Source organism: Streptomyces sp. NBC_01454, from assembly GCF_036227565.1.
GTDB lineage: Bacteria > Actinomycetota > Actinomycetes > Streptomycetales > Streptomycetaceae > Streptomyces.
In genome coordinates, this window is record NZ_CP109460.1 from 198,170 (window position 1) to 213,993 (window position 15,824).

At 71.0% G+C, this 15,824-nt stretch carries 1 protein-coding gene; it reads right to left on the minus strand.

The features are described from left to right. Positions 1 to 7: 7 nt before the first annotated feature. On the minus strand, positions 8 to 15,799 hold the full coding sequence (locus OIU81_RS00625) for a type I polyketide synthase (protein WP_329141953.1): 15,792 nt from the start codon (positions 15,797 to 15,799) through the stop codon (positions 8 to 10). Positions 15,800 to 15,824 lie beyond the last annotated feature (25 nt).

A 15,824-nucleotide genomic window follows, 5' to 3' on the forward strand; every position in this document is an offset into this window, starting at 1 on the left:
GCGGCGTTCAGGAACGACCGAGCTCCTGATTGATGAAATCGAAGATCTCGTCGTCCGAGGCCGCATCCAGCTGCTGGGACACGGCGAACTTCGCATCGGCCTCGGCCGCCCCGCCCAGCTCAGACAGGATGCTCCGAAGGCGGGCCTCGACGAGCCCCCTGGCGGTGTTCTCTGGGGAAAATCCTGAAATCGCGCTGGCGAGACGGTCCAGGTCAGCGAGTACGGCGGCCTCCGGCTCGGCATCCGCGGCACCGAACAGGGTGTCGTGTACATGCTCCGCGAGAAGCTGGGGCGTGGGGTAGTCGAAGACCAGGGTGGCGGGGAGCCGCATCCCGGTCTCGGCGTTCAGCCCGTTACGCAGCTCGACCGCGGTGAGCGAGTCGAAGCCCAGGTCCCGGAACGCCCTGACGGGCTCCACGGCCTTCATCTCCCGGAACCCGAGAACGGCAGCCGTGTGGCCACGTACAAGATCGAGTACGGCTTGCGCGCGCTCCACCGGGGAAACTCCCGCGACCCGGTCGACGAAGGACTGTCCCTCGCCCTCAGCCACCTCCGTGGACGTGCCACCTACGGCGTCAGCGACCTCCGGCAGGTCCTCCAGCAACGGGCTCGGACGGGCACCTGTGAACGCCGGAGCGAAGCGCTCCCACGCCACATCCGCCACCACCACCGAACCCTCACCCGCGGCGACCGCCGACTCCAGAGCCGACACCGCGAGGACCGGATCCAGCGCCCTCAGCCCACGCCGCAGCAGATGCTCCTCCACGCCTTCCGCGTCGAGCATGCCGCCGCCACCCCACGGGCCCCACGCCACCGAACAACCCACCGCACCCCGCGCACGACGCGCCTCCACCAACCCCTCGACGAAGGCATTCCCCGCCGCATATGCCGCCTGACCACCACTCCCCCACACACCAGCAATCGACGAGAACACCACAAACGCATCCAACGCCCGATCCCGCAACGCCTCATCCAGCACCACCGCACCGCCGACCTTCGCCCCCATCACCTCAGCGAAGTGCTCCGCACCCGCATCCCCCAACGGCACGGAATCCACCACACCCGCCGCATGGACCACCGCGTCCACCGCACACCCGGACAGCAGAGCCTCAACCGCATCCCGATCCGCGACATCACAGGCCGCCACCGTCACCCGTACACCGAGCGCCGACAGCTCCGCCTCCAGCTCCACCGCACCAGGAGCCTCCAAGCCACGACGACTCGTCAGGACGACATGCTCCGCACCCCGCTCGGCCACCCACCGCGCCACACGAGCACCCAACACACCCGTACCACCCGTGATCAGCACCGTCCCCCGCGGCCGCCAACCACCAGCCGCATCCCCAACCGGAGCCGGAGCGTGCACCAGCCGCCGCCCGAACACACCCGACGACCGCACCGCCACCTGATCCTCGCCACCATCAGCCAAAACACCAACGAGCCGATCAAGAGCCCTACGGTCCACGGCCTCCGGAAGATCCACCAGACCACCCCAACGATCCGGGAACTCCAAAGCAGCCACCCGACCCAGACCCCACACCGCCGCACCCACCGGATCCGGACCACCATCCGACCCACCGACGGCCACAGCCCCCCGCGTCACCACCCACACACGCCCACCGACACCCGCATCACCCAACGCCTGCACCACCACAGCCGTCCACCACACACTCGCCGGCACCCCACCAGCGGCTTCCCCCGCCACCCCGCTCGGCAGCACCATCACACCCGCGACGGCTTCGCCGGTGAACTCCGCACATCGCTCAGCCAGCGCACCCTGGTCCACGTCCGGGCCGCACTCCACCCGCTCGACCTCGACACCACACGCCGCCAGCCCCTCCAACACCGAAGAAGCCCAGCCCGACTCCGTCACGCCCTCCGGAACCACCGCCAGCCAACGCCCGGACAGCTTCTCGCCGGCTTCCGCACCCACCGGCTTCCACTGCACGCGATACCGCCAGCCGTCCACCGCCGACCGCTCACGCCGCTGCCGCCGCCACGTGGACAGGGCGCTCAGAGCCTCATCCCACGAGGCGTCCCCGGCGATCTCCAGTTCCCCGGCCAAGGCGTCCGGGTCTTCGCGCTCGACGGCCTCCCAGAACCAGGCGGCCCCGTCGTCCGCCGGCTGAGCCGCGACGGTGCGCGCCACCGTCCCCGGGGTGCGCGGCCAGAAGCGCTCATGCTGGAACGCGTACGTGGGAAGATCAATCCGCCGTGCCCCGGGGAAGAGCGCATCCCACTGCACCTCCGCACCCTTGACGAACATGCCGCTGACCGCCGCCACCAGGGCTTCCGACTCCAGCCGGTCCTTCCGCAACGCGGGCATCAGAAGCAGGTCCGGGCTGTCCGCACACGCCTGCGCCATGGCGGTCAGGGTGCCGTCCGGCCCGATCTCCAGGAACCGGGACACCCCCTGCTGCTCCAACCACCGCACACCATCAGCGAAACGAACAGCCTCACGCACATGCCGCACCCAGTATTCAGCGGAGGCCAATTCTCCCGGCCCGGCGAGTTCGCCGGTCACATTCGAGACCACCGGGATACGCGGCTCCGCAAACACCACGCTCTCCGCGACCGCCCGGAACTCCTCCAGCATCGGCTCCATCAGCGGCGAATGGAAGGCATGACTGACCCGCAGCCGCTTCACCTTCCGACCCTCGGACTCAAAACGCCCGGCAATCTCGGCAACCGCCGACTCCTCGCCGGACACCACGACCGCCTGCGGACCATTCACCGCAGCGACACTCACCCGCTGCTCAAGCCCTTCCAGCAGCGGCAACACCTCGGCTTCCGACGCCTGAAGCGACACCATCGCCCCGCCCGCCGGCAACGCCTCCATCAACCGACCACGAGCCGCCACCAGCCGGCACGCATCCTCCAGCGACAACACCCCCGCCACATGCGCGGCCACCAACTCACCAATGGAATGACCCACCAGGAAGTCCGGCCGCACACCGAACGACTCCACCAACCGGAACAGCGCCACCTCCACCGCGAACAACGCCGGCTGAGTGAACCCCGTCCGATTCAGCGCCTCCGCATCCTCACCGAACACCACACCCCGAAGCGACGACTCCCACTCGCCCTCGAAGTGCGCGCACACCGCGTCAAACGCGTCCGCGAACACCGGGAACGTGTCATAGAGCTCCCAGCCCATACCCAATCGCTGTGCGCCCTGCCCCGTGAACAGGAATGCGGTCCGCCCCTGCCCCTTGGTGCCGCGCACCACGCCGGCAGCTTTTCGGCCTTCGGTGAGCGCGGTCAGCCCCTGTACGGCCGACTCGTGATCGTCGACGAGCAGCACAGCACGGTGGTCGAATATCTCCCGCGAAGTTGCCAGGGAATAGCCGACGTCGGAGGCATCGAGCGGGAACTTGTCGAGGTGCGCCAGGAGCCGGTGTGCCTGTGCCGTCAAGCCGGCCTCGTCGCGTCCGGAAATGACCCAGGGCACTGCCGGCAGCTTGAGCGGTTCCGCGCTGTCCGCGCTCTCCGCCATGTCGTCGGTCGCCGGAGCCTCTTCGATGATGGTGTGGGCATTGGTGCCGCTGATGCCGAACGACGACACGCCGGCCCGGCGCGGACGCTCCCCCTCCGGCCACGCCACAGCTTCCGTCAGCAACCGCACGTCGCCCGCCGACCAGTCCACATGCGACGACGGCGCATCAACATGCAGCGTCTGCGGCAGCACGCCGTGCTGCAACGCCAACACCATCTTGATGACACCCGCCACACCCGCAGCCGCCTGCGTATGACCGATGTTCGACTTCACCGAACCCAGCCACAACGGCCCCGCCCCGCCCCGATCCTGCCCGTACGTCGCAAGCAACGCCTGCGCCTCGATCGGATCACCCAACGACGTCCCCGTGCCATGCGCCTCGACCACATCCACATCCGACGGCGACAGCCCCGCACCCGCCAGCGCCTGCCGGATCACCCGCTGCTGCGACGGACCATTCGGCGCCGTCAAACCATTCGACGCACCATCCTGATTCACCGCAGAACCAGCCACCACAGCCAACACCCGATGACCATGACGCCGCGCATCCGACAACCGCTCCACCACCAACACACCCACACCCTCAGAAAACCCCGCACCATCCGCAGCATCCGAAAACGCCTTGCACCGCCCATCAGCAGCCAACCCCCGCTGCCGACTGAAATCCACAAACAACCCCGGCGTCGACATCACCGTCACACCACCCGCCAACGCCAAATCACACTCACCCGCACGCAACGACTGCACCGCCAAATGCAACGCCACCAACGACGCCGAACACGCCGTATCCACCGTCACCGCAGGACCCTCAAGACCAAACGTGTACGACAACCGCCCCGACACCACACTCGCCGCATTACCCGTACCGATATAACCCCCCAAATCCTCCTCACCCGACGCCACCAACAACCCCGTGTAATCCTGACCATTCGTCCCCGCAAACACCCCCGTACGCGAACCACGCAACGACCCAGGAACAATCCCCGCCCGCTCAAACGCCTCCCACGACGCCTCCAACAACAAACGCTGCTGCGGATCCATCGCCACCGCCTCACGCGGCGAAATCCCGAAAAACCCAGGATCGAAACCATCAACCCCCGGCAAAAACCCACCCTCACGCGTCGACACCTTCCCCGGCACACCCGGCTCAGGGTCATACAACGCCTCAACATCCCACCCACGATCCACCGGGAACGGCACCACACCATCCCCACCCTCAACCAACAACCCCCACAACTCCTCCGGCGACCCCACCCCACCGGGGAACCGACAACTCATCGACACAATCGCCACCGGCTCATCCGGCAATGCCCTCGCCGTCGGAGCCACGGCTCCCGCATCGGCCGTCTCGTCCCCGTCGGACAACTCGGCTTCCAGGTGGCGGGCCACCACCAGCGGAGACGGGTAGTCGAAGACCAGAGTGGCGGGCAGCGGCAGTCCCGTGGCTGCCTGCAGATGATTGCGCAGTTCCACGGCGGTCAGGGAGTCGACGCCGAGTCCGCGGAAGTCGCGGGTGGGCTCGATCGCCTCGGGGCCCGGGTGGCCGAGGACGAGTGCCGACCGGGTGCGTACGAGTTCCAGGAGCGCGGCTCGTCGCTCGTCCTCGGACAACGGGGCGAGCCGGGACCGCAGGGCGTCCGCCGGTGACAGCGCCACCGCCGAGGAGGCGGCGGTACGACGCGCACTCCTCCCCAACAGGCCGCGCATGAGCGGCGGTAGGACGCCCGCGGCATGCTGCTCCCGCAACATCGTGTGGTTCAGCTGCACCGGAACGACCACGGGTACGGCGGCGTGCCGAGCGGCGTCGAACGCCTCCACACCGCGCTCCTGAGTGAAGGGAGTGATGCCTCCGCGTGCCATGCGCTGGACGTCGGCTTCGCTCAGTTCGCCGGTCATGCCCGCGTCCGGAGCCCACGCACCCCACGCCAATGACCGCGCCGGCAGCCCCGACCCGCTGCGTCGGCACACCAGGGCATCCACGAAGGCGTTCGCCGCGGCATAGTTGGCCTGGCCCGCGCTGCCAAAGGTTCCCGCTACCGAGGAGAACACCACGAACTCCGCCAGGTCCGCGCCACGCGTCAGCTCGTCCAGGTGCACCAGCGCGTCCACCTTCGGCGCCAGCACGGCGTCCATGCGGGCGGGCGTCAGCGAGGACAGCATGCCGTCGTCGAGTACGCCGGCGGTGTGGATGACGGCCGTCAGCGGATGCTGCTTCGGCACCGCCTCCAGCAAACCGCTCAACGCCGCACGATCAGCGATGTCACACGCGGCCACCTCCACCTCGGCACCGAGACCCGCCAACTCCTCCCGCAATGCGTCCACCCCGGGAGCGTCCTGGCCCCGACGACTGGCCAGCAACAAATGCCGCACCCCATGTTCGGCCACCAGATGGCGGGCCACCAACGCACCCAGACCACCCGTACCACCCGTGACCAACACCGTCCCCTCCGCATCGAGCGGAACCGGCATCGTCAGCACCACCTTGCCCACATGCCGCGCCTGACTGAGATACCGGAACGCCTCAGGCGCCCTCCGCACATCCCACGCCGTCACCGGCAACGGCTCCAGCACACCCCCCTCGAACAACTCCCGCACATGCGCAAACATCTCCCCGATCCGATCCGGCCCCGCCTCGATCAGATCGAACGCCTGATACCGCACGCCCTCATACCCGGCCGCAACCTCCTCCGGATCACGGATGTCGGTCTTGCCCATCTCCAGGAACCGACCACCACGCGGCAACAACCGCAGCGACACATCCACGAACTCCCGCGCCAGGGAATCCAGCACCACATCCACGCCCCGGCCACCGGTCGCCGCCAAGAACGACCGCTCGAAGTCCAGATCACGCGACGAGGCGATGTGCGCCTCGTCCAGGCCCAGCGCGCGCAACGTTCCCCACTTGCCCGGGCTCGCAGTGGCGAACACCTCCGCACCCAGATACCGCGCCAACTGCACCGCAGCCATCCCCACCCCACCGGCACCGGCATGCACCAGCACGGATTCGCCGGCCTGCACCCCACCCAACTCCACCAGGGCGTAGTACGCGGTCAAGAACACCACCGGAACCGACGCCGCCTGCGCGAACGACCAGCCCTCCGGAACCCGGACCACCATCCGCTCATCCGCCACCGCCACCGGCCCGAACGCGGACGGGAACAACCCCATCACCCGGTCACCCGGCACCAGGCCCACGACACCGGGGCCCGTCTCGGTCACGACGCCGGCGCCCTCCAGGCCCAATGCCTCCGCGTCGCCCGGGTACGTGCCGAGGACGTTGAGCACATCACGGAAGTTCAGCCCGGCGGCCCGCACCGCGATGCGTACCTGGCCGGGCTCCAACTCGTCCCTCGCCTCGGGGCGCCGCACCAGGCGGAGGCCCTCCAGCGTGCTCTCGTCAGCGATTTCGAGGCACCATCCGTCCTGCGGCAGGCACGGTATCGACAGCTCGTCCCGCCGGATGTTCATGCTCAGCCTCGGCAGATGGGCCGTGCCTTCCCTCAGAGCGAGTTCGGGCTCCCCCGAGGCCAGGGCGGTCGGCAGCGCTGCCAGCGAGGCGTCCGTGCCGTCGACGTCCACGAGCACGAAGCGGTCGGGGTGCTCGACGCGCGCCGCTCGGACGAGGCCCCAGACCATGGCCTGTGCGGGGTCGGGCTGCTGCAGTTCCGCCGGGACGGCGTTCCGTGTCACCACCACGAGTCGAGAGGCGGAGGGGTGCTCGGCTTCCGTCCATTCCTGTATGCAGGCCAGCGCCCGATGCGTGGCGGCCCGTGCGGCCGCGGGAGTTCCGTCGGGTTCTCCGGTGAGGTCGTCGAGGCGCAGCGTGACGAACGGGGGCATGGCATCGTCCGGTGCGGAGCCGAGGTCATGGAGATCCGCGAGATCGATGAGGTCGACGGATTCCGCGGCGGTCTCGGGCACACGGGTCCAGTCGACCCGGTACAGGGCGTCGGAGTGGGTGCTGCCCTGCCAGGCGCGGCTGAACGTCTCAGCCGTCATCGCCTGCCGAGTGAGGGAAGCGATCTCCGCCACCGGCTGTCCTACGGCATCCGCCAGCTGGAGCGACACCGCGCCGTCCGCATGCGTGGAGATGCGTGCCCGGACCACGGTGGCTCCCGAGGCGTACAGCTTCACGCCCTGCCAGGAGACCGGCAGTTGTCCGAGGGCGGCGGTCTCGTCCGTGTCGAGCGCCAGGGCGTGGAGGACGGTGTCCAGCAGCGCGGGATGCAGCCCGAATGACGATGCCTCCGGCGATTCCGGGAGCTCCACCGTGGCGAAGACGTCGGCGTCACTGCGCCATACGGCTTGCAGCCCGCGGAAGGCGGGCCCGTAGGCGATCCCGGCGTCGGCGAAGGCCTCGTAGAGACCGTCCGTCGGGACGGGCCGCGCTCCTTCCGGGGGCCAGACGGCGAGGTCGAAGGTCTCGCGGTGATCGGCCGCTCCGAGCAGGCCGGTGGCGTGCCGGACCCAGGGTTCCTCCGCGACGCCGGTGCTTCCGATGCGGCAGGAGTGGAGGGTGAGTGCGCGGGTGCCGTGCAGGTCCGGCTCCTCAATGCGCATTTGCAGTTGGACGGATTCGTGTTCCGGGAGCACCAGGGGGGCTTCGATGGTCAGCGACTCGACGTGGTCGCAACCGGCCTGGTCGGCGGCGCGGAACGCGAGTTCCAGGAAGGCCGTACCGGGAACGAGGAGGGAGCCGTCGAAGACATGGTCCGCCAGCCACGGGTGGTCCTGCGCGGAGAGCCGGCCAGTGAAGATGACGGCGTGGGAGTCGGCGAGTGTCATGGTGGCCCCGAGCAGGGGGTGCTCGGCTGCCTGCAATCCGGCCGAACCGAGATTGGTGGCGTGGGTGTGGGTGAGCTCGAGCCAGTAACGCTGGTGCTGGAAGGCGTAGGTGGGCAGTTCGACCTGCCGCACGCCGGTGCCGGCGAAGAGCGTGGCCCAGTCGACGGGGACGCCGCGGGTATAGGCGTGGCCGAGGGCGGTGAGGAGCCCCGTGGCCTCCGGACGGTCTTGGCGGAGGGCGGGGACGAGGAGAGGTGCCGCGCCCGCGTCGCTGTCCAGGCATCCCTGCGCCATGGCGGTCAGCGTGCCAGCCGGCCCGATCTCCAGGTATCGGGTGACCTCGTGGTCCGCGAGCCAGCGGATGCCGTCGGCGAAGCGGACGGCCTCGCGGACGTGCCGCACCCAGTAGTCGGGGGACGTCAGTTCCTGCGGCGTGGCGAGCGTGCCGGTCAGGTTCGAGACCACCGGGATGCGGGGCTCCGCGTAGGCCACGCTTTCGGCGACCGTACGGAACTCGTCGAGCATTGGCTCCATCAGCGGCGAGTGGAACGCATGGCTCACCTTGAGCCGCTTCACCTTCCGGCCCTCGGACGCCAAACGCCCGGCGATCTCCACCACGGCGGATTCCTCACCGGAGATCACGACCGACTGCGGACCGTTCACCGCCGCCACGCTCACCCGCTCCTCTTGGCCCTCCAGCAGCGGCAACACCTCGTCCTCGGCGGCCTGAAGGGCGACCATCGCGCCACCCGCCGGAAGCGCCTGCATCAACCGGCCGCGCGCCGCCACCAGGCGGCAGGCGTCCGCCAGCGACAGCACCCCCGCCACATGGGCAGCCACCAACTCACCGATGGAATGACCCACCAGATGGTCGGGGCGCACACCGAAGGACTCGACGAGGCGGAACAGCGCCACCTCCACCGCAAACAGCGCGGGCTGAGTGAACCCCGTCCGATGCAGCGCCTCGGCATCGTCATGGTCGCCGAACACGACGTCCCGCAGGGGCGACGCCAACTGCCCGTCGAAGTGGGCACACACCGCATCGAAGGCGTCCGCGAAGACCGGGAAGGCCGCGTACAACTCCCGGCCCATTCCGGTTCGTTGTGCTCCTTGCCCGGTGAACAGGAAGGCAAGGCTGCCTTCGGAGGTGGTCATGCCGGTGGCGACGTTGCCCTGTGGCTCACCGCGGCCGAGGGCGTGCACGCTGTCGAGCAGCGTTTCCCGGTCCTCCCCGAGTACGACGGCTCGGTGCTCGAACGGCGATCGGGTGGTGGCGAGCGAGAGTCCCACATCCCGCGGGTCGAGTGCCGGGTGGGCGGTCAGATGCGCCGCCAGGCGTTCGGCCTGCGCCCTGAGAGCCGCCTCGCTGCGTCCGGACAGAACCCAGGGTATGAGGGCCGGTGCGGGCGTCCGGGCGGGTGCGTCCTGGGGTTCTTCGTGGGACGCGTCCTGGGGCGCGTACGCGGGGGGCTGTTCGAGGATGACATGGGCGTTGGTGCCGCTCACGCCGAAGGATGAGACACCGGCCCGGCGGGGCCGGTCGCCCTCCGGCCACGGCACGTCCTCGGCCAGCAGCCGTACCTGCCCGGCCGACCAGTCCACGTGCGAGGACGGCTGCTCCGCGTACCGCGTCCGCGGCAGGACGCCGTGCCGGAGGGCCTCCACCATCTTGATGACACCGGCCATACCCGCTGCCACCTGCGTGTGGCCGATGTTCGACTTCACGGAACCCAGCCACAACGGCCGGTCCTCGTCGCGGTCCTGGCCGTAGGTGGCCAGGAGCGCCTCGGCCTCGATCGGATCGCCCAGCGTGGTGCCCGTCCCATGGCCCTCGACGGCATCGACGTCCGAGGTCGAGAGCCCCGCACCGGCCAGTGCCTGCCGGATCACCCGCCGCTGGGACGGGCCGTTCGGGGCCGTGAGACCGTTCGACGCACCGTCCTGGTTCACGGCGCTGCCGCGGACCACCGCGAGCACCCGGTGGCCGTTGCGCCGGGCGTCCGAGAGGCGCTCCACGAGCACGAGCCCGGCGCCCTCACCCCAGATGGTGCCGTCCGCGGTGTCCGCGAACGCCTTGCAGCGGGCGTCCGCGGCGAGGCCCCGCTGCCTGCTGAACTCGATGAACGCACCGGGCGTGGACATCACGGTCACGCCGCCGGCGAGGGCGAGGTCGCAGTCGCCCGCACGTAGGGACTGCACCGCCAGGTGCAAGGCAACCAGCGACGACGAACATGCCGTGTCCACGGTCACCGCGGGCCCCTCGAGGCCCAGGGCGTACGCCACGCGGCCCGACACCACGGCGCCGGAGCTTCCGGTGAGCAGATGGCCCAGGATCTCCTCGGGCATCTCGACAGGGCCCGACCCGTAGCCCTGGTAGCCGCAGCCCACGAAGAGTCCGCTGCGGCTGCCCCGCAGTGACAGTGGCGCGATGCCGGCCCGTTCTATGGCTTCCCAGGAGATCTCCAGCAGCATCCGCTGCTGGGGGTCCATGGCCAGGGCCTCATGAGGCGAAATGCCGAAGAAGCCGGGGTCGAAGTCGCCGGCGCTGCGGACGAAGCCGCCCTCGCGTACGTAACTGGTGCCCGGGCAGCCGGAGTCGGGGTCGTAGACGGCGTCGATTTTCCAGCCCCGGTCGTCGGGGAAGGGGGTGATGGCGTCGCCGCCGTCGGCGATCAGCTGCCAGAGGTCATCCGGTGACCGTACGTCGCCGGGGTAGCGGCAGGCCATGCCCACGATGGCGATCGGTTCGTCGTCCGCCTGCACGGGGAGCGCGAGTGCGGCGGTGTGCTGCTCCCCGAGGTCTCCGAGGAGTTCGGCGCGCAGATGGCGCGCCAGTGCCGGCGGTGTCGGGTAGTCGAAGACGAGCGTCGGGGACAGGGGCAGGGTGACGGCCGTGGAGAGGGTGTTGCGCAGTTCGACGGCGGTGAGCGAATCGGTGCCGAGTTCCTGGAAGGTGCGGGTGGTGTCGACAGCGTCGGGGCCCGGGAATCCCAGTACCGCGGCGGTGGTCCGGCGTACCAGGCGGAGCAGGTGTTGTTCCTGTTCGGCGGAGGTGCGCAGGGTGGCGAGGACGCTGCGGACATCGTCGGCCGGGGTGTCGTGGCCGGGGTTCTGGGCGGCGGCTTCGGGCAGCTTGCCGAAGAGCGCGTTGCGGCCCGCGGGGAACAGCTCCCAGTCAATGTCGGCGATGACGAGGTGGCTCTCGCCGTGGTCGAGTGCCTGGTGCAGGGCGACCAGTGCGGTGTCCGGCTCCATGGGCGGCAGGCCCGCGCGGCTGAGCTTGGCGCGCAGGGTGGGGTCGGCCGCCATGCCGTCGTGTGCCCAGGGGCCCCAGGCAATGCTGGTCGCGGGCAGGCCGTGGGCGCGGCGGTGCCGGGCGAGGGCGTCCAGGCCGGCGTTGGCCGCCGCGTAGTTGGCCTGGCCGGCCGCGCCGAGGGTGCCGGCGATGGAGGAGAAGAGGACGAACGCGGTCAGGTCGTGTGCACGGGTGAGGTCGTGGAGGTGGTGGGCGGCCTCGGTCTTGGGGCGGAGCACGGTGGCGAACCGTTCGGCGTCCATGGTGGCGAGGGTGCCGTCGTCGAGTACGCCCGCGGTGTGGAAGACGCTGGTCAGGGGCTGGTCTTCGGGGAGGGAGGCGAGGAGGTGCGCCAGTGCGTCGCGGTCCGCGGGGTCGCAGGCGGCGAGGGTGGTACGGGTGCCGAGTGCGGTGAGTTCGGCGACGAGTTCCTCGGCGCCCGGGGCGTCGGGGCCGCGCCGGCTGATGAGCAGCAGGTGTGCGGCGCCTTCGCGGGCCAGTTGGCGGGCGAGGGCGGAGCCGATGGTGCCGGTGCCGCCGGTGATCAGTGTGGTGCCGTCCGGCGCCCAGGCGGAGGAGTCACGGGGCCGCTCGGGGCGGGGGGCCCGGATCAGTCGGCGGACGAAGAGGCCGGAGGCGCGGAGGGCGAACTCGTTGTCCTGGCCGGTGTCGTGGCCGGTGGCGTGAGCGGGGCTGTGGAGCACCGCGCACAGTCGGTCCAGGGCTCGTTCGTCGAGCTGTTCCGGCAGGTCGACGAGGCCGGTCCAGTGGTCGGGGTGTTCGATGGCCGCGCTGCGGCCGAGGCCCCAGACGGTGGCCTGCTCGGGGGCGCTGAGCGGGTCGGAGCGGCCGATGCTGACGGCGCCCCGGGTCGCGGTCCACAGCCGGACGGGGGCGTCGGTGCGCAGCAGTGCCTGGACGAGCGCGCCGGTCAGGACGAGGGCGGCGGGGGTGTCGGGGTGGTGGGGGGCGCGGGCGGTGCCGAGGCCGAGGAGGGAGAGGACGTTCAGCTCGTCCGGGCCACCGTCCGGGTCGCGGGTCTCGTCGAGGCGTTGCGCGATGTGGTCGGCGTCGGCGTCCGGCGGCAGGCTCAGGGTGGTGACGGTCGTGCCGTGAGCGGCGAGTGCGGTGGTGAGGGCGTCGGCGACGTGGTGGTACCGCTCGGGGTCCGCGGCGGGGACGACGAGCAGCCAGTGGGCCGGTGCGGTGGTGGCGGGGCCGGGGTCGACGGGCTCCCAGTGTTCGGCGTAGCGCCAGGACCGGGCGGTGGAGTGCTGCTGCTGGTCGCGGTGGAAGGCCGCGAGTGCGGGGACGACCGGTTCGAGGAGGGAGCGGTCGAGGCTGAGGCTGTCGGCGAGTTCGGGCAGGTTCTGCTGCTCGACGGCGGTCCAGAACGCGGAGTCGGCCGGCCGGCCGGCGGGGGTGTCCTCGGGGGCGGTGGCGTGGAGCCAGTAGCGGGTGCGCTGGAAGGCGTAGGTGGGGAGGTCGACGCGGCGGGCGCCGGGCAGCAGGGCGGCCCAGTCGAGGGGGACGCCGGCGGTGTGGAGCCTGGCGAGCGCGGTGAGCAGGCTGAGGGCTTCGGGGGTCTCCTTGCGCAGGAGGGGGATCAGCACACGGTCGCCGTCGGGCAGGCAGGCCGCGGCCAGTGCGGTGAGGGTGCCGTCGGGGCCGAGTTCGACGAGCCGGGTGACGTTGCGGTCGGCGAGGGCGCGGACGCCGTCGGCGAAGCGCACGGCCTCGCGGGCGTGGCGTACCCAGTAGTCGGGGCTGCACAGCTCGTCGGCGGTGGCGAGGCGGCCGGTGACGTTGGAGACGACGGGGATCTGCGGCTGCCGGTAGGTGAGGGCGTCGGCGGTGGCGCGCAGGTCCGCCAGCATCGGGTCCATCAGCGGCGAGTGGAAGGCGTGGCTGACCCGCAGGCGGGAGACCTTGCGTCCCAGGTCCCGGAAGTGGCCGGCGAGGGTGTCCACGGCGGCTTCGTCGCCGGCGATGACGGTGGCGTCGGGGCCGTTGACCGCGGCGATGCTCACGCGGTCCGCGGTGTCCGCGAGCAGCGGCCGCACCTCGGCTTCGGTCGCCTGGAGGGAGGCCATGGCGCCGCCGGGCGGGAGCGCCTGCATCAGCCGTCCGCGGGCCGCCACCAGACGGCAGGCGTCCGGGAGGGACAGCACGCCGGCGAGGTGCGCGGCGGCCAGTTCGCCGATCGAGTGGCCCATGACGACGTCGGGCTTGAGGCCCCAGGAGGTGAGCAGCCGGAAGAGGGCGACTTCGAAGGCGAAGAGCGCGGGCTGGGTGTTGCCGGTGCGGTCCAGCGGTGCCCGGTCGTCGCCGAAGACGGTGTCGCGCAGCGGCAGTTCGAGCTCCGGGTCGAGGTGTGCGCAGGCGGCGTCGAAGGCCTCGGCGAAGACCGGGAACGCCGCGTACAGCTCACGGCCCATGCCGAGGCGCTGGGCGCCCTGGCCGGTGAACAGGAAGGCGGTCTTGCCGCGGAGGGGGGAGCCGCTGACGGCGCCCGCGGCGTGCGGGCCCCCCTCGGCGAGTGTGGTCAGCTCGCCGCGCAGTGCGGCCGGGTCGGTGCCGAGCAGCACCGCACGGTGTTCGAAGGCCGACCGGGAGGTGGCGAGCGAGTAGGCCAGATCGTACGGGTCCGTGTCAGGGTGGCTGTCCAGGTGCGCACGCAGTCGGCCGGCCTGTGCCCGCAGGGCGTCCGGGGTGCGGGCGGAGAGCACCCACGGCAGGTGCGGAAGGCGGGCCGCGGTGGGGGGCGGGGTGGTTTCGGCGGCCGTTTCCCCGTCCGCCCCGGGTTGTTCCCCCTCGGCCGGGGGCTGTTCAGCGTCCTGCGGCGTCCGGTCCCGGTCTTCCGGGGCCTGTTCCAGGATGGTGTGGGCGTTGGTGCCGCTGATGCTGAAGGAGGAGACCGCGGCGCGGCGTGGTCGGGTGGTGTCCGGCCAGGTCACGGCCTCGGTCAGCAACTGGACGCGGCCCGCCGACCAGTCCACGTGGGTGGAGGGACGGGTGGCGTGCAGGCTCTGCGGCAGGACGCCGTGCCGCAGGGCGAGCACCATCTTGATCACGCCGGCCACGCCCGCGGCCGCCTGGGTGTGACCGATGTTGGACTTCACCGAGCCCAGCCACAACGGCCGGTCGGCCGGGCGGTCCTGGCCGTAGGTGGCGAGCAGCGCCTGCGCCTCGATGGGGTCGCCCAGTGTCGTACCGGTGCCGTGGGCCTCGACGGCGTCCACGTCGGCGGCGGACAGTCCGGCGCCGGTGAGCGCGGAGCGGATCACCCGTTGCTGGGCAGGGCCGTTGGGGGCGGTCAGGCCGTTGGAGGCGCCGTCCTGGTTGAGGGCGCTGCCGCGGAGCAGGGCGAGCACGGGGTGGCCGTTGCGGCGAGCGTCGGAGAGCCGCTCGACGAGCAGCATGCCGGCGCCCTCGCCCCAGCCGGTGCCGTCGGCGTCGTCGGAGAACGGCTTGCAGCGGCCGTCGCGGGCGAGTCCGCCCTGCCGGTCGAACTCGACGAAGGCGGCGGGGGTGGACATGATCGCCACACCGCCCGCGAGCGCCAGGTCGCATTCGCCCGCGCGGAGGGACTGTGCGGCGAGGTGCAGGGTGACCAGGGAGGAGGAGCAGGCCGTGTCCACGGTCACCGCCGGGCCTTCGAGGCCGAGGGCGTAGGCGATCCGGCCGGAGACGACGCTGCCCGTGGTGCCGGTGAGAATGTGCCCCTCGACGCCCTCGGGGACGTTGCCGCGCAGCCCGGAGCCGTACTCCTGATTGCTGCAGCCCGCGAAGACGGCGGTCCTGCTGCCGCGCAGCGTCATCGGGTCGATGCCCGCCCGCTCCAGCGCCTCCCAGGACACCTCCAGCAGGAGCCGCTGCTGCGGGTCGGTGGCCAGGGCTTCGCGCGGGCTCATGCCGAAGAACTGCGGGTCGAACTCGTCGGCGGTGTGGACGAAGCCGCCGCGGGTGGTCGTCGCGTCGAGTGCGCCCAGGTCCCAGCCCCGGTCGGCGGGGAGGTCGGACAGCGCGTCGGTGCCCTCCGCGAGCAGCTGCCAGAACTCCTCGGGCGTCTGCACGCCACCGGGGAAGCGGCAGCTCATGGCGACGATGGCGAGGGGTTCACCGGCGGCGTCGACCAGCTGCTGATTCTGCTTGCGCAGCCGGTCGTTCTCCCGCAGCGAGGCCCGGAGGGCTTCGACGATCTGATCCGCGGACGTGGCCATTGGTCAGCTCTCCATCATTCCGGCT